The sequence below is a fragment of the Streptomyces sp. NPDC002209 genome (assembly GCF_042890265.1).
GTDB lineage: Bacteria > Actinomycetota > Actinomycetes > Streptomycetales > Streptomycetaceae > Streptomyces.
On record NZ_JBIARX010000009.1, the window covers coordinates 166860 to 188655 of the forward strand.

Annotated in this window: 23 protein-coding genes and 1 pseudogene; 11 read left to right on the forward strand and 13 right to left on the reverse strand. The window is 69.0% G+C overall.

Translation table 11 applies throughout. From position 1 onward, the window contains the following. The first annotated feature begins 267 nt into the window (after nt 1–267). Nucleotides 268–477 carry a hypothetical protein gene (locus ACFYXK_RS19800; RefSeq protein ID WP_389412281.1) on the forward strand — a complete coding sequence of 70 codons (210 nt, stop codon included), beginning with the start codon at nt 268–270 and terminating at the stop codon, nt 475–477. 36 nt (nt 478–513) lie between these two features. Here the strand turns inward: ACFYXK_RS19800 and ACFYXK_RS19805 are convergent, their stop codons facing one another. Beyond that, the gene (locus ACFYXK_RS19805) at nt 514–1161 is read right to left on the reverse strand and encodes a hypothetical protein (RefSeq protein WP_389412282.1); all 648 of its coding nucleotides are present in this window, start codon (nt 1159–1161) and stop codon (nt 514–516) included. Nucleotides 1162–1170: 9 nt separating this feature from the next. Continuing rightward, entirely contained in the window at nt 1171–1698 is a 528-nt protein-coding gene (locus ACFYXK_RS19810) for a hypothetical protein (protein WP_389412283.1), read from the reverse strand. A gap of 292 nt (nt 1699–1990) precedes the next feature. Between ACFYXK_RS19810 and ACFYXK_RS19815 the strand changes: the two genes are divergently transcribed. Next, nucleotides 1991–2614, forward strand: a complete 624-nt coding sequence (locus tag ACFYXK_RS19815; RefSeq protein WP_389412284.1) for a hypothetical protein — start codon at nt 1991–1993, stop codon at nt 2612–2614. Between the two features lie 81 nt (nt 2615–2695). Here the strand turns inward: ACFYXK_RS19815 and ACFYXK_RS19820 are convergent, their stop codons facing one another. Beyond that, complete coding sequence (locus ACFYXK_RS19820; protein ID WP_389412285.1) at nt 2696–3265, reverse strand: hypothetical protein; 570 nt, start codon at nt 3263–3265, stop codon at nt 2696–2698. A gap of 1259 nt (nt 3266–4524) precedes the next feature. Next, entirely contained in the window at nt 4525–4977 is a 453-nt protein-coding gene (locus ACFYXK_RS19825) for a DUF5959 family protein (RefSeq protein WP_389412286.1), read from the reverse strand. 427 nt (nt 4978–5404) lie between these two features. Here ACFYXK_RS19825 and ACFYXK_RS19830 point away from each other — a divergent pair, with 427 nt between their 5' ends. Continuing rightward, nucleotides 5405–5578 carry a hypothetical protein gene (locus tag ACFYXK_RS19830; RefSeq protein WP_389412287.1) on the forward strand — a complete coding sequence of 58 codons (174 nt, stop codon included), beginning with the start codon at nt 5405–5407 and terminating at the stop codon, nt 5576–5578. Nucleotides 5579–5902: 324 nt separating this feature from the next. Here the strand turns inward: ACFYXK_RS19830 and ACFYXK_RS19835 are convergent, their stop codons facing one another. The 3 genes from ACFYXK_RS19835 to ACFYXK_RS19845 all read right to left on the reverse strand — a co-directional run bounded on the left by ACFYXK_RS19835 (nt 5903) and on the right by ACFYXK_RS19845 (nt 9649). Continuing rightward, a complete protein-coding gene (locus tag ACFYXK_RS19835; RefSeq protein WP_389412288.1) occupies nt 5903–6172 on the reverse strand; it encodes a hypothetical protein in 270 nt (89 codons plus the stop codon). A gap of 397 nt (nt 6173–6569) precedes the next feature. Continuing rightward, complete coding sequence (locus ACFYXK_RS19840) at nt 6570–7610, reverse strand: hypothetical protein (protein WP_389412289.1); 1041 nt, start codon at nt 7608–7610, stop codon at nt 6570–6572. Nucleotides 7611–8908: 1298 nt separating this feature from the next. Continuing rightward, entirely contained in the window at nt 8909–9649 is a 741-nt protein-coding gene (locus ACFYXK_RS19845; RefSeq protein WP_389412290.1) for a nucleotidyltransferase domain-containing protein, read from the reverse strand. Between the two features lie 155 nt (nt 9650–9804). Here ACFYXK_RS19845 and ACFYXK_RS19850 point away from each other — a divergent pair. Then, nucleotides 9805–9963: pseudogene (locus ACFYXK_RS19850) on the forward strand (ATP-dependent DNA ligase); the annotation flags it as partial. A 21-nt stretch (nt 9964–9984) separates the two neighbouring features. Here the strand turns inward: ACFYXK_RS19850 and ACFYXK_RS19855 are convergent. Next, nucleotides 9985–10596 (reverse strand): CGNR zinc finger domain-containing protein, encoded by a 612-nt coding sequence (locus ACFYXK_RS19855; protein WP_389412291.1) that lies wholly within the window; start codon nt 10594–10596, stop codon nt 9985–9987. Nucleotides 10597–10699: 103 nt separating this feature from the next. Between ACFYXK_RS19855 and ACFYXK_RS19860 the strand changes: the two genes are divergently transcribed. Then, complete coding sequence (locus ACFYXK_RS19860) at nt 10700–11548, forward strand: SDR family NAD(P)-dependent oxidoreductase (protein ID WP_389412292.1); 849 nt, start codon at nt 10700–10702, stop codon at nt 11546–11548. A gap of 425 nt (nt 11549–11973) precedes the next feature. Here ACFYXK_RS19860 and ACFYXK_RS19865 read toward each other — a convergent pair whose 3' ends face one another. Further along, on the reverse strand, nt 11974–12483 hold the full coding sequence (locus ACFYXK_RS19865; RefSeq protein WP_389412293.1) for a hypothetical protein: 510 nt from the start codon (nt 12481–12483) through the stop codon (nt 11974–11976). 483 nt (nt 12484–12966) lie between these two features. On the opposite strand from ACFYXK_RS19865, the gene ACFYXK_RS19870 reads away from it, so the two are divergent. Both ACFYXK_RS19870 and ACFYXK_RS19875 read left to right on the forward strand, forming a co-directional pair. Next, the gene (locus ACFYXK_RS19870; RefSeq protein ID WP_389412294.1) at nt 12967–13437 is read left to right on the forward strand and encodes a hypothetical protein; all 471 of its coding nucleotides are present in this window, start codon (nt 12967–12969) and stop codon (nt 13435–13437) included. Nucleotides 13438–13782: 345 nt separating this feature from the next. Beyond that, a complete protein-coding gene (locus ACFYXK_RS19875; protein WP_389412295.1) occupies nt 13783–14649 on the forward strand; it encodes a hypothetical protein in 867 nt (288 codons plus the stop codon). 821 nt (nt 14650–15470) lie between these two features. On the opposite strand, the gene ACFYXK_RS19880 is transcribed toward ACFYXK_RS19875, so the two are convergent. From ACFYXK_RS19880 to ACFYXK_RS19890, 3 genes are all read right to left on the reverse strand, one after another. Continuing rightward, nucleotides 15471–15734 carry a hypothetical protein gene (locus ACFYXK_RS19880; protein WP_389412296.1) on the reverse strand — a complete coding sequence of 88 codons (264 nt, stop codon included), beginning with the start codon at nt 15732–15734 and terminating at the stop codon, nt 15471–15473. Between the two features lie 451 nt (nt 15735–16185). After that, complete coding sequence (locus ACFYXK_RS19885; protein ID WP_389412297.1) at nt 16186–17196, reverse strand: hypothetical protein; 1011 nt, start codon at nt 17194–17196, stop codon at nt 16186–16188. Between the two features lie 498 nt (nt 17197–17694). Next, complete coding sequence (locus tag ACFYXK_RS19890; RefSeq protein ID WP_389412298.1) at nt 17695–17973, reverse strand: hypothetical protein; 279 nt, start codon at nt 17971–17973, stop codon at nt 17695–17697. A 141-nt stretch (nt 17974–18114) separates the two neighbouring features. On the opposite strand from ACFYXK_RS19890, the gene ACFYXK_RS19895 reads away from it, so the two are divergent. The 4 genes from ACFYXK_RS19895 (at nt 18115) to ACFYXK_RS19910 (ending at nt 20555) form a co-directional block, all read left to right on the forward strand. After that, nucleotides 18115–18510, forward strand: a complete 396-nt coding sequence (locus ACFYXK_RS19895; protein WP_389412299.1) for a hypothetical protein — start codon at nt 18115–18117, stop codon at nt 18508–18510. A gap of 397 nt (nt 18511–18907) precedes the next feature. Next, on the forward strand, nt 18908–19339 hold the full coding sequence (locus ACFYXK_RS19900; RefSeq protein ID WP_389412300.1) for a hypothetical protein: 432 nt from the start codon (nt 18908–18910) through the stop codon (nt 19337–19339). 363 nt (nt 19340–19702) lie between these two features. Next, on the forward strand, nt 19703–20002 hold the full coding sequence (locus ACFYXK_RS19905; RefSeq protein ID WP_389412301.1) for a hypothetical protein: 300 nt from the start codon (nt 19703–19705) through the stop codon (nt 20000–20002). 10 nt (nt 20003–20012) lie between these two features. Then, nucleotides 20013–20555 (forward strand): hypothetical protein, encoded by a 543-nt coding sequence (locus ACFYXK_RS19910; protein WP_389412302.1) that lies wholly within the window; start codon nt 20013–20015, stop codon nt 20553–20555. A gap of 31 nt (nt 20556–20586) precedes the next feature. On the opposite strand, the gene ACFYXK_RS19915 is transcribed toward ACFYXK_RS19910, so the two are convergent. Beyond that, nucleotides 20587–21147, reverse strand: coding sequence for a hypothetical protein (locus ACFYXK_RS19915; RefSeq protein WP_389412303.1), 561 nt, complete (start codon nt 21145–21147; stop codon nt 20587–20589). Nucleotides 21148–21796 lie beyond the last annotated feature (649 nt).

The window sequence follows — 21796 nt, forward strand, 5'->3', positions numbered from 1 at the left end:
CCGGGTCTCTACACCGTGGTCTGGCGAGAGAACGGGACGCCGCCAAAGGTCTGGGCCCGACTGCGGGTGGAACCCGCAGCCCCTGACTGCCACGACCCTGCCCCCACGCCGGCCGACGTGGTCAAGCGCACGGCTTCCTGGCTGGCGGAAGGCATCTGTGCTGCCGCGCTTGCAGTAGGGGCGCATGCCCTCAAGCGGAGGCGGCGTGCCCATCCTCCCCTGTGGCGGTGAAGCGTAGGCGCCGCGCGTTCCGGAAACGAGTGGTGGATGTGGTGCGCCTTCGACGACACGACCGTCGACCTCGTCGGCACCACAGGCCGCCGGGTCCTGGCCTCCCTCATGCCCGCCAGGCGCGTCCGCACCCGGCCACGCGTCGTCAAACACGCCATCTCGAAGTACGAGGCCAAAGGCACCGTCGACAGGACCAGTTACAAGGCCGGCATCAGCATGAACATCCTGACCACCCGCACCCCTTGACGCCGGACACCAAGCGCTGACTACACGGCATCGGGCCTAGAAGGGGAGACCGACCAGGCCCCATCGCCGGGCGCCGGCCTCCGTGGCCACGTCGCCCCATTCGCGCAACAGCGCTGCGGCGGCGTCGAAGCCGGCGGGTCGGCCCGCCCAGCCGGCGGCCTCGGCTTCGAAGGGCCCGCGCAGTTCCTCCAGCCGGGGAGCGGCCACCTGCCAGGAGCGGACCAGCTCGGACACCTCGTCGGGGGAGCTGAGCAGGAGCACCCGGGGGCGCCACGGGGCGGGGTCGTCGGGGAAGCCGCGCGCGGCGGGCCGTTCCTCCTCCGCGGCGGCCGTGGGGTCCGTCCCCGTGAGGTCGTCCGGGTCGTCCCAGAACAGGCCGCGCAGGAAGTGGTCCAGGGCGTCCCGCAGTTCGGGCGCCACCGAGGTCCGGACGTCCTCCCAGGCATTGCCCAATCGGTGGTGCCAGCCGTAGGAACCGGTGGTTCCGTGGAACCGGTACTCGGCGCACCAGGACACCTGCCGCTGCCACACCCAGCCGCCCGTCACGGCGTAGTCGGCGTCTTCGCACGCCTCGCAGCAGAAGTCGGGGCAGGAGGCATCGCCCAGTGCCCTCACCCTGTCGTCCGCCGGTATCCGCGCCAGATGCTCCCAGTCGACCATGAGCACGGTGATGTCGAGTCCCATCGGGACAGGCTAGTACCCATGCCGTGTGGTTAGGGCCGGGGTCGGTGTGTCAAGCAGGCTGACGGAGAGATGCAGCTCTAGGTGAGAGTCACCCGGAGCCGCATGCGCTCGGCGATGGGCCTCGTCATCCATTCCGTCGCTCTGTATCTGAGCGACGGTCTTGCGCTGCGTCGGCTTCATCCGCGCGATGGCAGTCCTGACGACCTCCTCCATCGGATCGACCGGCGAGCGCGGCGCCATGGTGCCGAAGGAAAGCGGCAGGTCCGAGGCCCGGGCGGCCCGGGCGGGCCGGGCCAGGATGTGCCGCTCGAGGTCCTTCATCACACCCTCGTCCGCGGGACGCGACGGAATGCCGTCCGCGTCGTTCGCCGGGTTGCTGACGACGCGCATCAGATACGGCAGCACCTTGCGGCCGGCCTTGCCCGGATCACCCGGCCACGCCTCGCACGCGCGGCCGACCGCTTCGGTGGCCATGTGCCGGGCGTAGCCCCGCAACCGCGGATGCTTGCGGATGACGTGCCCGGTCAGGGCCGCCATCCTCTCCTCCACCAGGTCGGCGTCACCGAAGGGCAGGGCTACTTCCCGGTGCCAGGCCCTTTGGCGGCTTCACACTGATCACCACGGTCTGCCGGCACCCGCACGCTCCACCAGCACAGGCCTCCCGGGCACGCGGAGGGGATCCTTCGCGCCTGCGCGACGCCTGCGCACAACCCGCCAGACGGCAATCACCGCCGGGACCACACCGGCTACGGCCGAGACAGGGAACCCCGGCAACATCCAGGCGGTGCCGGCATCAGGTCGTGTCAGTGGCAGGTGGCACGCTTACGGCGTGCTGATTCAGGGATACGACGACGGCCCGCTGGTCGCTGGGGAGCCGCTGCTGGCTCGCCAGGGCTTCTGGGCGAACCACCTCATGTCGATGTGCGGTGACGGAACATGTGTCGAGCGTCCAATTCCGGAGTGGTTCGGCGATGACGGCGCTGACGTCGATGCCCTGTCCGAGACGCTCTTCGATCCTGAGCGCTGGCCCGTCTTGCGCGTGCCCGCCGCCGACGGTCCCGGAGTCGTAGTGATCTATCGCAACATGTTCGGCGACTACGGCATCGACTACCTGCTCACCCACCCCCGCCGGAACTACGCCCAGCAGATCGCCAACTGGGAGGGACACCTCTCGGGGAGCGGGCTGACGTGGCAGGAACTGGTCCGTATCGCCGACACCCCGTCCCCCGCCGCCGAAGGGGTCGAAGACATGGCCGCACGCCTCCTCCTGCTCCTCCCCCTCTTCAATGACCTGGACATGCCGACGGCGGCGCCGGCGAGGATCCGCGCCGCCCTGATCGCGGTGGGAGCACCGGAAGATACCGCCACCGACACGGCGCAGCACCTGATCGGTCACCTGATGAGAAGGCCGTCACACGATCCCAGGTGGGCTTCGCCGCTGAGCGACGGCTAGGGGGGTGAGCCCGGACTGCTGGTGCCGGCAAACGAGATGACCGGGCGCGTCGGCGCTGAGGGACAGTACGCGCGGGGCTGCTCAGAGCGCGTTGAACGACCAGAAGACCCCGACCTCGTCCGCGCTCACTGCGATCAGGCCGAGGTCCATCATGTAGCCGGTGAAGGCGCGGCCACCGGCGAGTTCGCCGGCCAGGAAGTCCGGCGAGTCGGAGGTCAGGGCCAGGTCGGAGGAGGTACGGAAGACGGCGTTGGGACCGAACCGGCTGAGCACCGTGCGGGCGTCGGCCAGCACCTCGTCACGGTTCGCCCGTGACCAGATGGGGGAGGGCTCGAAGAACCACTCCTGGGCCAGCGAGGCGAGCAGCTCGCCGGCGGCGCGGGGCGTGACCGGGTGGGTCCAGTCGTGCACCTCCGCGGTCGTGAGCGACAGGAACGGGTAGGAGGGGTGGCCGTTCTCGCGCCACTCCTTGCCGGCCTGCGAGTCCCGCACCCGCCAGCCCCGGGGGTCGGCGACCGCCCGGTGCATGACGGCCAGGACGTCTTGTGCCCAGTCCTCGTGCAGCCGTGGCCCGGTCATCGCGAAGGTGTAGACGTCTTCGAGGAGCCGCACCAACGCGACGTCCCAGGTAGTGCTGTCGAGGGGTTTCATCTGGCTTCCGGTTCGGTCGGTCACGGTGCGGGCACGGACGTCTGGATCACACCGCGCGGGTCGCCCCCGGCGTCGTACGTCAGGACAGTTGTGACGCGGGGACCAGGGCATTGTCTTTCGGCAAGAACTACTGGGACCGCCTCGAGGGGGTTCAGCGCAGTGGAAGGGCCGGCCCGTCGGACCAGCCCTTGGCTCCGCTGCCACCGTCTAGGGACCGGCGGCGTGTTCCCGCCCGCGGTGGGAGCCGAGGTATCAGTCGCCTCCGCCGCCGCCGCAGGAGGAGCCTCCACCACAGGAGGAACCGTCCCCGCAGGAGAAACTGACGCCGTCGTTCTTCCCCGACCGGGAACCTCGTTGGTGCTGCGATGACCGGCCGCCGAATGCGCCGCCGCGCCAGGCCTGGAAGAGCCCCCAGGCGAGACCGATCCCCACGATTACCAGGTATTTCAATTCCATGACCCCCGTTCCCTTCCATTCTCGCCCATGCGCGGGATCCGCCGCTCGGGCCGGTACGGCCACCGGACGCCTTGGCAAGAAGCCCGCGCCGCCGGTTCACCCGGCCTCAGCCACCGCCCTGAAGGCGCCACGGCACGAAGGCCACCGCGTGCGGCGTGAAGGTCGCCAGGTGCGTGTGTACCAGGGCCGCGAAGGCACCCAACCTTCCCAGGACCAGGCCGCGGGCCTTTGCGTGCGGGCGGGGCGGCGGCCACCAGGAGGCTGCCACCAGTGCCGCCGGAAATCGCGTTCATGGGCCCCATTGCACCGGCCGGGGCGCCCCATGAGCATGGGCGCACGTACTCAGACGGCGCGGTCCACGTACCCAGCACAGTGCTTCGGGGCCCGATTACGACCTGGCCCCCTGACCCGCTACCCCTTCCCGCTCCTGCACCGGCTGATCGCCGCGACTGCCGCTGCGTCCGGCCGATGGAGCTGCCACCTGCCAGTACGGACTCGTTCCGGTACCTGGCGGCGCGGGACCATTGGTTCAATGACGAGAGCGCCGGTGACCAGGACGGCCCGAGCAGCCGCCTGCACACCTGATCCTCCCGCTGCATGTTTGCGATAGCGCGGGCGCCTCACGCGAGAACACCCCTGCCGAGAGCCCCGGTGACGGCAGGGGCCGTTGACCAATGCGGCGTCTGCCGCCACCCGCTGCGCCGCAGGAGGCTGTTCCTCGTGCCTGTCTGATGGCCGGATGCGTCCTGATGGGGTGTTTGAAAGGCGGTCGGGTCAGCTGGCGTGGGGGCACGCTCCGTGGCTCAGCCCCTGCGGTTGGAGTTCCACTCGTAGGTCATGGGACCCGTTCCCACGACTTCGCTGGGCCAGGTCTCTCGAACCTGGTCAAGTCGCTGGTGGTGGTCCTGGATCCATGTCTCCGGTGGCGCGATTCTCAGCGCGAGGCTCATGCGGTCGGGGTCCTGGACCATCAACGCCAACGTGCGGTCCTCGTGCATGAAGAGGCCGAGACTCAGCCCGCGCTCGCCACCGATGGTCGCTCCTTTGCCCGGTGCGATCTGGGCCAGGTCGTGCTGCCAGGTGTCGAGGTCCTGCTGGAGTATGCAGAGCTCAAGTCTGGCATCGACGAAGCTCGCGGAGACCAGGACATCGGCTTGCAGAATGTCGTGGCCTGTCAGCACTCCGGGCTGATAGCGGCCGGTCACGCGGACGACGCAGCGGTTGCCGTCCGCGTCTCCCAAATCGATCAGGTTCACGGAGGCTGGTTCAGTCACTGCTGGTCTCGCTCTCTTGTGAGGGGCTGACCTGCATCCTCTCGCATCGTCGACAGGCTTGTAGGGCTGGCGAGTCTGCTTCTCGCCGTTTGGCCATGTGTCCTTCCTGTTCGGAGTCGACTCTCGAGTATCGCGAGGCGGATCACCGCTTCGGAGCGGTGCGGGTGCAGGTGGATGCCGCCGGCGTTGTCGGAGACGCTGGCGGCGGTGACCCAGACTGTGGTCGTGACGCAGCACCGCGTTGACTGAACCGCGTCAGTCGGCCGCACCGGATGGGTGGACGCCAGTGGGAGGCGCGATGCCCGCACGTGGCAGGTCGTCGGCCCCTGCTGGCCCTGGTCCTCGCCACGGCCGTGGTGGTGGTGTTCGGGCTGGACGCCCGGTACGGCAATCTCGCGCATCCTTAGCGGTGTCCGCCGACACCGACGTGCTCAACCTGGTCAACGCCAAGTGCATTGCGGTATCCGTCCTCTCATCGGGCAACACCAGCGCGGACAACATCCGGGTCGCCAACACCGAGCAGGACGGCGTCGGCTCCTGGGCCGGCGCGGTCGGCGTGGTCAGGGAGGGAGCGCCCGTATGAGGAGGATGCCGTCGAGGCGATCCTCGCCACCCTGATCGGTCACGACTACGATGAGTGGACTCCCGCGCCCCGCGTAAACGCGCCGGTCGCGGTATGAGCCTCGACCGGTGCTGGTCAAGGTGGTCGGTGGAACACGCTCCAGGGTCGATGACACAGGACAGTTGACGTCTGCACGTTCCAACTCGACAGCCCGCCGCCTGACAGGCGGCGGGCCACCCCCATGCCCTGGCCTCATTTCTCGTGAACATTCGCCGATCCAGTGATCGCCGACTGCCCAAACCCGCATACGTACGCTGCTGCTGAACGTGGAAAAGCCAATCGAGTCTACTTCAGCAGGAAGCCCAGGCCGGAGGCATTGGCAGGGGCGGGTGACAGCCCGGAGACGAGGCCGCTGACTTGGTGCTTCGCGTCGCGGACCGTCGGGGCGAGGAATTTGAGCGACAGGAGGTTGTCGAGGGCAAGGGGACCTGCGGAGGTGTCGACCCCCTTGCGTGCGGCGGTGGGAGCGGCCTGAGCGGCGGGAACGGAGACGGAGGCGAGGACGACGGCCAGGGCCGCGCCGGCCGTGACACGGATGATGGTTGTGTGATCCACGACGGCTCCAACGCTGCTGGGGTGGCACGGTCACGGGGCATGGGCCACGTTTCGCCCGTGTGGTCGCCTCGCAGGGGGAGGGGGCGGTTGGCCGAACGGGTGCCCGTCCGAGATGTACGGCCGGACACCCGAGCCAGGGTTGCAGGCGGTCGGGCTGTCGGCAGGCGGGACGTTCCGGACGGCGTCCGTGCTGGGCGGGGGCCGCTCGCGGTGGCGGCCGACGGGGGGCTGGCCGCGGTCAAGCAGTGCGTTGCCGGACGCGGGGCTGCGGACATCAACGAGCCACATTTGGCACATCGAGTCCCCGCGCCTTGGCCATCGACGACAGCCGCCGCCCACCCCAGATCCGTGCCGAGCACCTTCACGGGACAGACAGAACACTTCTGGAGGTGTTGGATCAGGGCGCGGTGGCCCCGTAGGTTTGGCTGTTCGTGTTGCTGGCCTTCGGGCTGTTGACGTTGGTGTTCGTGTTGAGGTTGTTGTAGATCGGGATCAAACCGCTGAGATTGACGGGCAGGAGGGATCCGCCGTCAGAAGGCTGGGACAGTGCATAGGTGAGGATGACGCGCCCGTTGCCGGTGTTCGCGCCGGTGGTGAAGGTGCTGCCCGCAGGTCCGGTGCTGGACCCGCCGCCGCCACCGCCCGCTCCCGAGAACTCCGTGTTTGTGATGCCGCCGCCGCCTCCGCCACCACCGCCGAAGACTCCCCCGCCGCCCCCACCGCCGGCAGTGATTCCGCTTCCCGGGTTTCCGCTTTCGCCAGGGCCGCCGATGCCTCCGGTGCCGAACGCGCCGGGGTCGCCGTCCCCGCCGGTGTCGTCGGCGCCGGTCCCTCCGGTTCCGCCCGCGCCCGGTGTGGTGGGGGTGGCGCCCCCGCCCCCACCGCCACCTGTGGTGTTCGCGCCGGGGGTGCCGTTGGTTCCGTTCATCCCCGACTGGCCGCCGGCGCCGCCACCGCCACCGGCCAGCTCGGCGGTTCCGCCGCCCCCACCGCCGCCGCCGGCCGTCACCAGCCGGGAGGGCAGGTCGAACGCGCCGGAGCGAACGTCCGAGGCGCCCCCGCCGCCACCGCCATGGGCGTCGTCCGACGAACCGCCGGTGCCCCCGCCGTTGAAGCCACCAGCACCGGGAGCGCTGTCCGTGCCGCCACCGCCCGCGCCGCCGACGTTCACCTGCAAGGTCTGGCCGGGCGTCACGGTCAAGGTGCTGGTGACCACGGCGCCGGCAGCCCCGGCTCCTCCGGGATCGGGATCACCGGTGCCGGCGCCTCCGGAAGCACCGCGGGCCTCCACGGACAGCTGCGTTACCCCGCTGGGCACGGTGAACGTGTCGGCCGCCCCGCTGTAGTCGAACGTGCACACGACCTGGCTGCCGGACTGCGCACAAGAACCCTGCGCGTGGGCAGGCCCGGCCAGGCTCGGCAGGAGAGCCAGCGACAAGCCCGTCGCAAGCATCGCGGCCGCCAGGGAACGGACTTGCGGCCGGACATGACGTGGGATGACGGATCCCGGTGAGGTGGACACTTACAGATCTCCTTCTTCTACCGCACGCCGGCCACCGGTACGGAAGCCCGTCACCGGCGGCCCAGGGCAGTCCGGCAGTGCAGTGCGGGAATGGGTCACTCTACTGACGGCCACCCGGGGCCACGGCAGGAACACGCAGGGGTTTGGCCGTTCAAGGGGGTGGCTCCCGAAGGTCTGGCTGTTCATGTTGCTGGCCGTGCTGTCCGGAGTGAACGTCGGTCCCTCCGCTGAGATGGTGAGCCCTGCTGGCAAGGTGTCCGTAAGGCGCGTCCTGCCGGAGGCCGGCTCGTCACCGGTGTTGGTGACCTTCATGCGGTAGACCCCCTGCCCGCCTCGGGAGAAGCTCCCTACCGTGGTCTTGGTGATGTCCAGCTCGGCCTGCGCGTACGCGGGGGTTACCCCTACGGCGAAGGCAAGACCCGTATCACCCGATCGCCACGAGTCCCGGGTCGCCCTCGCCACGTTCTCCGCCCAGCTGCTGAATCGGACGCGGTAACGGAAGCGCGACCACCCACACCCCGCCCGGCCAGCCACCCCGCAGCGCGAGGTCGGCGTCTGGGAGAGCAAGGCTCGCAGATCCGCCGACGCTGTTGCATCGCGTTTCTCTTCGACCCAACCGTGCGGACAGACGATCCTCTCCGCAGAGTCACGCCCACGACCAGCACGAGTACCCCGGGGACCGATCACACCAGCCCTTTGACCTGGGACTTCAAGTTGGCCGCAACTCATTGCTCGAAGTCATGACGCACAGTCCGCGAACCCCGGTTTCAGCCCACTTGCACTCGACTTGCCCCACCCACCTCACGCCTCCTCCCGTGCCCGCAGGCACGCACACCACCTGAAACGACAGAAGGCCCGGCCCGCGCGCGGGGGGAAGGCTGCCCCCAGAAGGCGCACGGGCCGTTCAGGTCCGCGATGGTGCGGCCGTGGCCGAGGAGCTCTTCTCCCGGCCGTCGAAGAGCCCGGTCGTCCAGGCCACGGTGAGGGTGGCCCTACTTCATGTAGGTCACGGAAAAGCGCACATCGACGCCGTAGTGGAAATCGTCCCCCGTCGTCGTCCGGGTGGAAGTTCTTGCAGACCACTGATGGCAGCGCATGTCCAGGGCCGCCGTTACGCGTTGTGGCGGCCGTGGCATTGTCGGGCGGACCCTGGGAGGGAGGGGCGCCTGCGAAGAAGGCGCTGAGGTTGTCGGCCGCGGTGCCGGCGCTCTGTGTCAGCTTGCCGCGGCAACCGAGTCGATGGTGCCGTGCCAGGTCCTGCGGTATCCCTCGCGGAGAGGGCCGCCGACGAGGTCGAGCACGTTCAACGCTGCGCTGATCAGTGCTGCGGGGTCGCCTGACCCGCACAAGCGGTGGTGTCCCTCGAGAAGGGCGGCTCCGCGCTGTGGGTCGGCTTCCAACAGGCGGCGGGGCAACCACTTCCCGCCGCCGATCCACGCGTGATGGTGGTCGCAGAGCAGATCGGCGGCGGCATTGACCACGTACCCGGCCACGGCCAGACGCTCGATGGGGTCACTCGCGTCAGTGAGGTCGTCCAGGGCGTCCGTCAGACCGTAGCGTTTTGTATCGACGGTCTCCGGTTCCAGTGCAGGCGGACCTTCACGAAGATCTGCTTCGGCCAGGGCGCGAATGCGCCCGGCCTCGCCATTGGAATCGACCAGAACGAGACCGGAGGCATACATGTTCTGAAGGACCGCCCGCCGTGCGGCGACGTCTGCGGCGAAGAGCTCCAGGAGACCGGTGCGAGTGTGGACGAAGAGTTCAACGACGCGTTCCTCGAACCGGATCGTCTCCCGGCAGGTCACGCCGCCGTCGTCGATGAGCACCGCGATGTCCAGGTCGCTGCTGGCAGTGGCGCGTCCGGTGGCCGTGGAGCCTGCGAGGACCACGGAGAGAGCATCGGGAAAGCGGCTGCGGACGAGACGTCGCGCCTGGTCGATGGGGTCTGCATGCATGAGGGGCAGAGTGCCAGGATCCTTGATCAGAGGCGAGTCGATTCCGCGCGGCGTGGTTCGAGCGACTCGATGCCGAAGCGACGAACTGTCCACCAGCACCAGCGCATAACAGCAGCTGACGGGCACCGGGCACTGCTGTTCACTCCGGCGAGGCATTGCAGCGCCGGGCCGCCGCCCGCGGCCGCAGCGCCCCTACCCGGGCCGCCCGGTGGCCGGCCTACTACGTTGCGTTCGACGTCCTGCAGCTGGACGGGGTGCAGCTGTTGCCCCGTCCGTACCGGGAGCGCCGTGCCGTGCTCGAGGCCCTGTTCGCCGATCACGCCGGAAGGGCGGTTTCACGCCTCGGGCGGCGCGTCACTGCCATGGCGCTGCCGCTGGCGGTGTTTGCGCATGGACACCTGAGAGCCGCAGCCTGCACTGCAGTACAGCCCTGCCCCATTGCGGGTGCGGTCGAAGAAACCGAAATGGCATGGGGGGTTCCGGCATGCCTTGATGCGCCCCCAGTCGCTGCTCTGCGCAAACGTCGTCACCGCAGCCAGTACGGTTCCGAATACGCGCGGCACTCCCGCCTGTGGGGAGGCCAGCTCTACACCGCCGGCCGTGACCACTGTCGCCAGCGGGTAGAGCGAACCCACGCGCCGCAGGTGGCGCTCGGCGCGCAGCAGCGGCTCGCCCAGGCTTTCCTCGTCGCCCGAGTGTGCGAGCAGCACAGTCACCAGGGCATCACGCAGCTCGCGCGCGACTGCGGCGTCAGCGTTGGTCACCACGGTTTCGCTGCCGAACTCGTCGCGCTCCGCCAGCCACGCCGCGAACGAGTCCCCGTCCCCGAACAACTCTCGGCGACCCGATCCGTCCGCGCGCGTGTTCACGAACGCGAGAACGGTCTCCACCGTCGGCGTGACGGTGCGTGGGCTGGGTTTGGGGGATCCGGCTGCCGTAGTGATCATCCTCCCACAGTACATCAGCGTGAGCGGTACTAATCGAGCTAGTGAGCAACATTCCAATCGATCTAGGTTGACGCGTTGCGAGCTAACGGCTTACGGTCGCAACATGAACCGAACATCCAACCCTCAGACCCTCCTCCGCACATGGCTGATCACCGGCGCGACGTCCGGCATCGGCCGCGAACTGACGCTCCAGGCACTGGAGAACGGCGACGCCGTCTCGGCTCTCGCCCGCGACACCTCCTCCCTGGACGAACTGGCGGAAGCGCACGGTGAGCGACTGCTTCTCATCCAGGCGGACGTACGTGACGAGCAAGCCGTCCGGGACGCGGTGGAAGGCACGCTCGCACGCTTCGGCCGTATCGACGTGGTGGCCAACAACGCGGGATACGGACTGTTCGGAGCCGTTGAGGAGGCCTCCGACACGCAGGTCCGTGCCGTGTTCGACACCAATGTCTTCGGAGTGCTCAACGTGCTCCGCGCAACGCTGCCGGTGCTCCGCGCCCAGCGGTCCGGGCACATCCTCCAAGGCTCGTCGGTCTACGGTCAGTCCGCCCATCCCGGCGTGGGTCTGCTGGCCGCCACCAAGCACGCGGTCGAGGGGCTGTCGGACGCGCTCGCGGCCGAGGTCGCACCGCTCGGCATCAAGGTCACGATCATCCAGCCCGGGCTGACCGCGACCCCCTTCCTCGCCAACCTCGATGTCGCAGCCGGCCTCGACGACTACGACCAGACCGTCCGCGAGGTTCAGAAGGGCATCGGAGAGCTGCCGGCGTCCGCGTTCTCCGCCGCGGCGCGGATCGCCGCAGGCATCCGGACCGCGGTCGACGACCCCAACCCCCCGCTGCGCTTGGCCCTTGGCGCCTCGAGCGCGACGGCCATGCGCCCGGCTTTGGAGGCACGGATCGCAGACCTGGACAGCTGGCAGCGTGTGACCGACGCCGTCGACAGGTAGTAGGCCACGAATTCCTGTCGGGAACACGGTCATGGCGGAGGCGGCCCGGCGCCTCCTCGCCGCCCCGCCATGGCCAGCGGGTCCGGGCCGAAGCCACGGCAGACGGCTTCGGCCACGTGTATGCCGACCGACGACTCACCTGCGGCGGGGTAGCGCGGTGACGGCGCGCTTGGTCCAGGGCGGTGGGCAGGCGGTCGCCAGGCATGAGGGCAGTGACCGCATGTGTACAAGGCTTCGTGGTCAAGCCACTGACCAGCCGCTGTCTCCCCACGTACCCAGGGCGGTCAGTTGGCTGCACTGTGCCGCCGATCGGTTCGATTCGGCGGCGGCTGGTGTCGAGGACCGCGGAGCGCTGCCCCCGGGAGGCCCATACCCCGCCATCAGCATCAATGATCGGCTTGAGTGATGTCGGGGTGGTTGTGGGCTCAGTCCTCCCCGACCTGGATCAGGATCGCAAGGTACTCACCGTCGCTTCCGGCAACCATGCCGTCGAAAGTGCAGGCGGTGACAGGATCCCAGGAGTTGCCTTGCCGGTTGGTCCACCAAGTCGCGGCGGGTCCGAGCCACTTCACGATGCGCGTCACCGTGTGGTGGGCGATCTCGCGGTTCATGAGTTTCGAGCCGGGCCATACGAGGTTGTCGGCGGCGAGCGTGGTCATCAGTTCGACGGCCGCGTCGGCGCTGAGCGGCTCCAGGAGAGCCTCGATCTGCGAAGCGCTCGGGGGTTCGGCCCCGCTGGGGAGGTATCGCTTCCACATCGGGTGGAGTTTGGCGACGAGGTCGTGTACCTGGCCGGCAAGGGGCCCCAGCCCGTGACCAAGGGTCGCGCCATCCGGGAACCGGCCGTACCGCACGGAGACGACGGGCCTCTTCGACAGCGATTTCAACAGGTCGCCGAGCTCAGACAGGTTCTGTGCACGTTCTTTGCTCTCCACCCCGGCATCGTGTCATGCCGGGGTGGGCGAGCGAGGCGGTCAAGTGCCTCGCGGGCAACGGCGGCACGGTGAAGTCGGACTGGTCGCCGGCCGTCAGGGGCCACTGCGCATCCCAGGACCGCTCCGCCGCCCGTCGGTATCGTCACCACGGCCACCGCGACCGGCGTGGATGTCGTACGGGGCACCCGCACCGGCCGTACACCGACACCATCGACCGCTACCAGGTGATCACCTCCGACAAGGACCCCCGGGCGCCTTCATCGACAGCACCTCGGGGACGAACCCGGTCAGGTGTTGCTGAGTTCTGGGAGCGCGCCAGTACTTGCTTCTGGCCGTCTCGTGTGCCAGTCGGATCGGACCAAGTGATCACGGCCTTGACGCCCAGTCGCTGACTCAGCCCCGCCGCTGAAGGCGCCGACGCGTACATTGCTGCCCGCCGGCCTCAAAGACCGAAACCGACTACCTGAGAGGACCCAACACCTCATGTCCATATGGACTTCGATCGTTGCCGTACTCGGTACCCTCGCCGGTGCCCTGACCGCCGGACTCCTCCAGCACCGTTCGGCACGCACCGCACGCGCCGAGGAGCGCGCCGACAGCCACCGCCAGGACCAGCTCGGCGCCGTCACCGACTTCGCGGCCGCCCTGGACGCGCACCGCTCGGCAATGTTCCATCGGGAGCGTCTGGCCCTGACCGAGGCAGGCACCGAGCACCAGCTGGAGGCCCAGACGAGGTCCCACGACACCCGCGCGGCAATCACCGCACCGCACATCCGCCTTCAGGTCCTGGTCCCCGAGCTTGCCGGCGCCGCCCAGCAGGCCGCAGACGCCACGTACGCACTGCGCAAGGCCACCGATCGGACCGAGCTGGACGCGCGGCGGCATGCGGCCAAAGAGGCGTCCGTCGCCTTCATTGCCGCAGCCGCCACGCAGCTGAGCCCCAACAACCGCTGACCTGGGGCGACCGTTCAGAGTCGGGCCATGGACTCCTACCTGCGCCGGCGCGACAAGAACGCCCGCCACCCCCCCGGCCAACAAACTTGGCGCCACGGACGAGGACAACGGGTCCGCCGAGCTGCTGGTGGACGGCGACGAGGAGGTCGCAGTACTCGATCAATGGGGGCGGCGCGCCGAAAGGGTTTGTCAGGAGGTCGGACGTCGACGACGATCAGCTCATGACGACCAGAAAGGGCCATGGAGTCTAGGCGCCCCGCTCCCCTCCCCACCGCTCGCGCGCCGCCGACCGCCGCCCACCGCAGCGCCCGATGGCCGTGACCGCCCACCCAGGAGAGCCCGCCCGTGCACAAGACCGTCCTCAGTCCGTACGCCCACCTTCCCCGATCGCACCACGATCGTCACGTCCTGACCAGTACCGTCGACGTCTTCGGCGCTGCCCACTGGCTGCTTACCGAACGTGCTCCGCAGCCCGGTGGCGAAGTCCTGCCCTTCCATGCCCTGGTCGTCTCCGTCCATCCGGGCGGCAACATCGAACTCACCGAGCTGAGCGCAGTGCGGGCCCGCTGGCCGCGCCTGGACCGCCTACCCGACGGCGGGTTCGTCGTCGCCGCGTCTCGCGCCCGCCGGTACGAGGACGCGAACCAGGTCCAGGTCTTCGACGCGATCGGCCGCGAGACCTCGTCCTTCTCGGTCGGGGACGCCATCGAGCACCTGCTCGTGGACGAGGCCGGCCATATCTGGGTCGGGCACTTCGACGAGAACCCGGCCGGAATCCGCCGCTGGAGCGCCACGGGCCGGCTCGCCTGGACGTCAGACGGCGCCCGCATCCCCGGTCTCTTCGACTGCTACGCCCTGAACGTGTCGGGCACCGCCGCCTGGGCCTGCCCATACACGGACTTCCCGCTCGTCGAGATACGCCCCAACCGCCGCGACCGGCCCGTGACGGTGTGGGCGAACCGGGTACGGGGCGCGCATGCGGTGGCCGTCCACGGCGATCGGGTCGCCTTCTACGGCGGCTACGGCGAGGAGCGGAACCGACTCGCCCACGGAGAGCTCACCGAAACATCCGTCGAGCCAACGGACGTCGGCCTGCTCGCGCTGCCCGATGGCCCTGCCTCCGGCCGTCGGCGGGTCGTCAGCCGAGGAAGCAGGATCTACGTCCAGGCCGAGCCGTTCACCGCGTGGGGAGTGTTCGACCTCAGCAGCTGATACCCAGCCCTGGAAGGACCAGGTCGACCCGGTCGCCGACCATCCGACGGCCACTCCCGCAAGGAGCTTGCCGCGGCGCGTGCCAGCGAGGGCCAGACGGTCTTCGATCGGTTGATCGAAATCTTCGACGAGCAGGTGCCCGGCGCTCTTCTGCTGCGCTGATCCCCTCACGCCGGAGTGGGACCTAGGGTCGAGGCGCGGGTTCCACCGCTCGACACGAGCAGGCGGGCCAGCTTGAGCTCGGCGTCACCGTTGGGCCGATTCTGAGCAGCGGAGTTGTCCATCCGACGAGAGGGCGAATCCCACCCCATCCGTGGTTGCGCTCTCCGCTGGCTGCCACCGATGTGAGTGCCGCCTCGCGAGCGGCGAAGAGCCCTCTTGGCGGGTGGGCGGCCGCCCGGCGAGCAGTGCCTCCACGGTCTCCGACAGGTGGGTGACCGCTATGCGCGTGCTCTCGCGTAGGGCTATCAGTCGCCTCATTTCAGCCTCTGCACGAGAGTGGCGCCGCACGCTCCGCAGGACCTGCCAGTTTTCACCACCAGCGCCAGGCTGTGCCAGACCCCGAGAACGGAAGACGGCGAGCCGCAGGGGCTCGCGGGCGGTGTGGCGCCTGGACGTCACCGCCGGGGGTGGTGGCGTCCAGGCGCTCATGCAACCAGGTGAAGCCGATTCTGCTCGTGCGGTCCGCTGTCCTCGCGGGCCGGCTGCTCCGCGCCAGGCACCCTGGCCTGCCGCTCATGGAACGGGCGGCCCGGGGTGGACCGGCCCGACGTCAGCCGGGCGCGTCGTGCGACTCGGTGGTGCGGGGCCGTGAGCCCGCCTCAGTTGCCGATGCCGGAGCTGCCGATGCCGGAGTTTCCGATGCCGTGGCTGCCGATGCCCGTGTTGCCAAGGCCCGCGTTGCCCAGACCCCAGTTGGCGACGCCCGCGTTGCCGACGCCGTCGTTGAACGCGCCCGCGTTGCCGACGCCCGAGTTCCCGACGCCTGAGCTGCCCACGGAAGGGCCCGGCCCGGTGTGATCGGCGCTGGCCGCGCCGGCGCAGCAGACAGCCAGCGCCGCCGCGGCACCCAGCGCGGTCGTCACGCGGAGAAGAGTTGCATACATATTCGAATACCTCCCATTTCGGGCATCTTTACCTACTATCCCTAGCATGCGGCCATGCCCATTACGGGGAGGTATGCCCCGAAACTGCCGTGTCGCCCAGGGATCTCATCCGATGGTGAGCGGGTCACGGGTCCACCGTTCAGAGGACCGCTCAACGCCTGCGCGGCCGGTGCCGGTGTGCTGGCCGACCGTGATCATTTCTGCCAAGATTTGCCTACCTCAACCACCCACACCCCGCTTTCCCGGTGGCCGGCTCAGGCCTCCGGCGACGCCCGGACCATCAGCGCGAGTTCCCGGCCGTGGGTGGCGTCTTCCGTTGTCGTGAACAACGGCTCGGCGGCGACCGTCAGGGCGGCTCCCGAAGCGCTGGCCGGGAACCGTCGCGGCCGCTCATTGATCCCCAGCGGGAAGCTGGCATTCCGCTACCCGGCTAGTTGGGCCTCTCCGCCGCCGTGGCGCTGGCACAGACGGGGCGGGTGCGGGCGGAATAGGAGCGGGCGGCCACGACGAGGCCGATGCCCAGACCACCGAATGCCAGGCCCCCGAACCCGGCAAACCAGGTGATTCCCGCGCTGGTGGTGAACGGCGGGTCCGGCTTGATCTCGGGCAGCACACCGGCACCCATGAGCGGGGCCATGATGAGGAGGACGACCCCGTACATCGTCAGGGGGATGCCGGTCAGCCAGGCCGGGATCAACGGAAGCAGACGCGGCACCCGTCGACCGGACAGGACCACCGTCCAGCGGGGGAACACCTGCCCCCACGCGTACAGAAGCCCCAGCAGCAGGAAGATCCCGACCATCGCGGCCAGCACGGTCACGTCGATCCCCGCCGACGCGGCTGCCTTCGACGGCCCCGACGCGCTTGCGGCCGACGCCCTCTGCCAGTCATCGCCCGCGACGCTCAGCGCGTCGCCGCCCAGCGTCCAGACGGTCTTGGTTCCCGCCCACGGCAGGAGTCCGCACATGAGCAGGTACACCGCGATGCGGGTCCGCCTCGGCGCTCGGGAGGCGGCCGGGTGGGCAAGCGGGCCGTCGGCTGCGCCGGCGTGCGGCCGCCCGCATCGCGGGCAGTCTCCGCGCAGCCGTCGACGGTACGACAGGCCGACGAGGAGCAGGAGGGCGGCACCGGCCGTGTTCAGCAGCACCTGGGCCAGCCCGGTGGCGCTCTCGACTCCCGAGAGCGTCGCAATTGTCACGAAATAGATCGGCAACCCGTTCATTCCCACGACGAACACCGGGAGCGCCACGATCAGCGCCGTCGCCACCGCAACCCGGCCGAGCTTGGCGAGAGTTCGGATGCTGGCCAGGCAGGCGCCGCCGGCCAGGAGCCCGAGGGCCGCCAGGAAGAGCTGGACCCCCGGCGCATAGGCGGAGTGCTCCTTCCATTGCACGGTGGTGCCCGTCACCGCCCAGGTGACCTCGACAGCGGCGTACGACACGCCCCACATTGCAGCGACCATGGGCGCCCACACAGGCCACCGCCGCCACCACAACACCCGCCCGGGGCTTGCGGTCGGCGGCTTGGGAGCGCCACCCACCTCCGAGTTTGCAGGAACAACCACCGTGACCCCCGTACATCCGGATTGCCGACGCTCCAAGATTCCGCGTCACCCGCGCCGATCACATCCACCCCACGGATCATCCGGCTTCCCCCACGTGGGGGAAGCCGGATGCGGCTGCGCCGCCGGGTCCAAGTCCCGTGCAAGAAGGGCGAGCGGGCCACCGACCGGGAGATCGTGGAGCTGTTCCCCGCCTGCCGCAATGCCCGGGAGCGGTTCGTCCTGCTGCTGCACGGCCGGCCCGGCGTGCGCCCAGGCGTCGCGGCCGGGCTCCGGCGCGCGAGGGCATGCACTACATGCCCGACTCCACGGCCCTGAGCTCTGCCCGCCACCCCGCTCGGACCTGCACACCCTGCGGCGGGCGACGAGCCGTTGGCGTCACTGTTCCGGCGTGCTTGTCGTGCCCGGTGTCGGAGCGGGCGCAGGCGGGCTCGAGTGCGGCGGCCAGGAGTAGTTGAACGGTGGCGGGCTCCACGGCGCCGGATCGGGTGGTGGCCTGAAGGGGCCGGCGCGGTTGGCCATGAGGATCAACGCCGTTCCGGCGAAGAGCAGGCTGACGACGATCAGTGTGAGCCCGAGGGGATTGCGAGGGTTGTAGTAGTAGCGGTTCGTGCCCCACTTGCTTCGTTTGAAGACCGGTTCGTCGTCATCGTTCACAGGCCAGATCCTATGGAGAACGCTTGAGTGTTCCCAGGTGACAAGCCCTTGTCCCGTCAACCCATACGTCTCCTTGACGCAATACCCCTTGGTCCGTGCGTAGTTGCCGTGTTTGGATCAAGAGAGGTCGAAGGAGGCGACATGTCGGGGGACTTCGAACGGGAGTGGCGCGGACGATCCGCGGGCTTGGCGGAGCGGCCTGCGTACATGCGGTTGAACGGGGTACCGGCTGGGCCTTTGGCCCCCGGAGCGTCGGGGGGTTTCGCGTCCACGCCGGCGGAGAAGATTGCGGCGGCGAACACGATCGAGACCGAGCTGCAGCCGAACACGAAGACGGCCACGGAGCAGGCGGACGAGTCGACGAACATCGCGGTCAAGGGCTTCGAGGGCTGGGAAACCGCCCCGGGCCTGAAGAAGGTCGCCGACACGTGGGACAAGCAGGTCGCGGTTCTGATGGGGAGGCTGGGGTCTGAGACCGCCTTCACCAAAGCGGCCGAGGCCAGATTCGGCTGCGCCAAGCCTGTAGAGGCCCATTGAGAAGTCGGGAAGGCCCCGTCGTGGTTGCCGGGGCCGCATCGGCCAGGGCGGGTATTCCGGAGCCCGACATCTGTGCGTCCTCCGCATGACCTCACCGGATGGCGCCGACCAGACCGACCAGACCGACCAGATGGAGACTGTCCACCCATGTTCACGAAGATCGGCGTCGCCCGGTCCATTGCGCTCTCAGCCGTACTCACCGCCACTGTGGCCGGATGCGGCGACGGCGCCGGGAAGGCGCCGGACGCAGAGGCAGTGTCGCTCATCAAGGCTGCGAACACCCGGATGCTGAACGAGTCCTTCCATTCGTCGGGGAACACCACGGCCTTCGCCGGTGCGAAGCAGGAGATGTGGTCGGACCCTGCCCAAGGCCTCCATGTGGAGGTCACGGGGGGGTATGCCGGGCGACATCTACTGCAAGGACGGAACCTCGTACACCAGCGCCGATCTGTTCGCCGGTGCCCTGCGACAGCGCGGCCAGCAGGTCACCGTCCCGGCAGAGCTCAGGTCCTCTTATGTGACGACGAAGGCGGAGCAGGGCTGCGACATGTACTACAAGATCGCGGAGACGGGGCGCCGAACCCAGGGCAAGGACCGGGCCGTCGACGGCAGGGAGGCGCAAGCAGTAGAGGTCACCGCAGGAAAGTCCGAAGACGTGTACCTCATCGACAAGAACCAGCAACGGCTGCTCCTGCTGGAATCGCAGCGCGACGGCCGCACCAGCACCACCACGTACGACAGCTTCGGAGAGAAGTTCACCATCACTCTTCCTGTCGCCGAGAAGATCCTGACCACGGACGCTTTCCGCTCCCAGGTCACGAAGTACTGAGCGTGCCCCTCGGACCGGGTTCGAGACCGTGCATCGACTTCCACCGCCCGTCCAACAGCAGGCTCCTGCGGCCGCGATCGCGATCGCGAGTACTGTCCGCAACACGACCTGGAGGCCGAGTGATGCGATCCGGGACTCCCGTGACAGAGCAGTTGGGAAGCTGTCCTTGAGCGCGTCAGGGACGTCGCTTGCGACGGACGGGTGCCTTCGCGGGCCAGCCAAGGATTGGATGCACTGCCCGCCCCAGACCGGGAGCAGGAGCCGACGTTCGTCTCCGCGGTGAGCGTGGCCATGGGGGGGCTGCCCACCCTCCGCGTGATCTGCCCTGGCATCATCACACCCACGGAAAGGCGGAGAGCTGTCATGGGATTTGGCCTGTATCTCGCGGTACCGATCGGTGTGGTGGCGTTGTTGCTCGCCGTGTCCGGTGTTGCGACGCTCAGCCGTGGCTGGTTGCTCCCGTGGCAGCGCCGGCACATCGTCCGCCCGCGCTTGTTCGGTTGGGCCCAGCTGCTCATCGCCGCCGCGCTCGGCGTCGAGCTGGTCGGCCTCCTGGCGGTCGACTCCGCCTACCGGTCCGTCGTCACCATGCCGGGCGTCGTGGGTCTCCTCATCGCCTTGGTCCTGAGCACACGAGCGCAGCGTCCGCCGCGTACCCGGTGACATGGGACCAGTGGAAAGAGCACGCAGGACGGTGCTGCGCCGGAAGTCCTTCATCGCCCTCTCCCTGATCTTCACCGTGTTGCTCGGAGGGTTCGTCCTCGGCGCCTGGGTGAGTATGGCCGGCAGCGGACCGGACTCGGACGCGCTCACAGTCATGGCCGTATGTCTCGGCGGGATCGCGTTCATCCGGCGGATCACGGGGTCGCACGTCGTGCTCGGCCTGAAGGTGCTGTCCGTGGTGAATCCGGTGTTCACCCATGACGTGCCGTATCGGTATGTGGCCAGGGTCGAGGCTGACAGCGGTGGGAACCTGGTCATCACGACGACGCAGGCCGTGGAGATCGCGGCCTTCGGGTTCGCCGGATCGATCATCGACCAGTTCGTCGGATCCACCGACAGGGCCGTCGCGCAGATCAAGGCCGGGCTTGCGGAACGGCGGGACCTGAGGGGGAACTCCCGTACGGTCCGGCGCTTCACCCGGGCGTGGATGGCCGACGGCTGCACCGTGGGCATGCTCGTCTGTGCCGCCCTCGCCGTGACCATCGGCGGCTGACCTGGAGACTGGGTGTGAGGCCGCGAGCGGGTTACTGCAGGCCGGAGGCTTTGAACACCGTGTGGGCCGTTTCGCGGTCGATGCGCTGTGCCAGTTGTCGCAGGGGGGTCGTGCCGTGCAGCAGAATGCCGCGCCGGATTGATGTGCGGGTGTCGGTGTCGAGGCGGTGCCACATCGCCGGGTTGCGGATCATGACGGTCGGGTCGATCTCGACCTGGCTTCCCTCCGTGTCGCGGAGGACCATCCGCTGGGCCACCCCGTCGGACCACCGGACCGAGACGAGGGAGTCGGTTCGGACGGTGCTCGTCACCAGCAGCCCACGGGTGATCAGCAGACCGGGGCGTACGGAGACCCGAGGCGGGTGCAAGATCACGAAGAGAAGGCCGGCCAGACCCGTCCAGAGGGCGCCGCGGGCCACGTCGAGCTGTCCGAAGCCCGCGTCCATGGCGAATAGTGCCGTGAGCAGGAGGAACGCGACACCGATCGCCGAACGCCTCTCACCGGCCCAGTGGATGTCCTGTGCGAAGGGTCCAGGAGGCGCCGCCTCGGTGCCCTGTGTTCCGGTCGCGGCCAGAGTGAAACGTCGTCCCATGACAGCGACGTTAGGGCTGGTGGAGGCCTTGGAGCCGGACCCTGACGCACCGCTGATGTGATGGCTACGCCACCTTGATGGGGTTCCCGCAGGCGGGCTCCACGGGGCGGGGGCGGGCGCGGGCGGGTCATAGCCGCCCTGCGGCCTCACCGGCGGCGACGGGCAGGGACACGACCATGGTCAGGCCGCTCCGGTGATGAGGGCGGTACGTCCGGAGAGAGATGAAGGCATGGCGGATCCGTGGAAACGCGGGCACGGCTGACGTGCCCGGCGCCCCAGCGATCGGCTGGTGCGTGGGCTCGGTCCATGCGGTGAAGGTGAGGATGCGTACGCGGCCTCGGTCAGCGCCCTTCAGGGGGCTGATGGCAGGTACGCGGAGGACGCGTGCGCATCGGGGACGCGGAGGCAAGCGCTCGAGGGCTTCTTGACGGCCTTCTTGACGGCTTTCTGATGACCTTTCGTCAGAGCCGCATCAAAGATCGACTTCCATGCGGAAGGAACTCGTCAAGGAGCACTGCCGGAGCTGTCTGCCTGGCGCAGACTGGTGGGGCGACGGAGCCGGACGACGGACCGGCGGCACGCGGCTGGCGGGCGGAGACCTGAACACCGCCCGAGGGGCGCATGGTCCCACCGTGGGGGTACGGGCCGA

What these genes read in the sequence shown, in the direction of transcription:
- ACFYXK_RS19810 (WP_389412283.1), bottom strand. Translation starts at nt 1,698, where the DNA reads ATGGCGGCCCTGACCGGGCACGTCATCCGCAAGCATCCGCGGTTGCGG.
- ACFYXK_RS19915 (WP_389412303.1), bottom strand. Translation starts at nt 21,147, where the DNA reads ATGGGACGACGTTTCACTCTGGCCGCGACCGGAACACAGGGCACCGAG.
- ACFYXK_RS19805 (WP_389412282.1), bottom strand. Translation starts at nt 1,161, where the DNA reads ATGGGACTCGACATCACCGTGCTCATGGTCGACTGGGAGCATCTGGCG.
- ACFYXK_RS19900 (WP_389412300.1), top strand. Translation starts at nt 18,908, where the DNA reads ATGCCGGGCGACATCTACTGCAAGGACGGAACCTCGTACACCAGCGCC.
- ACFYXK_RS19860 (WP_389412292.1), top strand. Translation starts at nt 10,700, where the DNA reads ATGAACCGAACATCCAACCCTCAGACCCTCCTCCGCACATGGCTGATC.
- ACFYXK_RS19855 (WP_389412291.1), bottom strand. Translation starts at nt 10,596, where the DNA reads ATGATCACTACGGCAGCCGGATCCCCCAAACCCAGCCCACGCACCGTC.
- ACFYXK_RS19905 (WP_389412301.1), top strand. Translation starts at nt 19,703, where the DNA reads ATGGGATTTGGCCTGTATCTCGCGGTACCGATCGGTGTGGTGGCGTTG.
- ACFYXK_RS19820 (WP_389412285.1), bottom strand. Translation starts at nt 3,265, where the DNA reads ATGAAACCCCTCGACAGCACTACCTGGGACGTCGCGTTGGTGCGGCTC.
- ACFYXK_RS19845 (WP_389412290.1), bottom strand. Translation starts at nt 9,649, where the DNA reads ATGCATGCAGACCCCATCGACCAGGCGCGACGTCTCGTCCGCAGCCGC.
- ACFYXK_RS19800 (WP_389412281.1), top strand. Translation starts at nt 268, where the DNA reads ATGTGGTGCGCCTTCGACGACACGACCGTCGACCTCGTCGGCACCACA.
- ACFYXK_RS19895 (WP_389412299.1), top strand. Translation starts at nt 18,115, where the DNA reads ATGTCGGGGGACTTCGAACGGGAGTGGCGCGGACGATCCGCGGGCTTG.
- ACFYXK_RS19870 (WP_389412294.1), top strand. Translation starts at nt 12,967, where the DNA reads ATGTCCATATGGACTTCGATCGTTGCCGTACTCGGTACCCTCGCCGGT.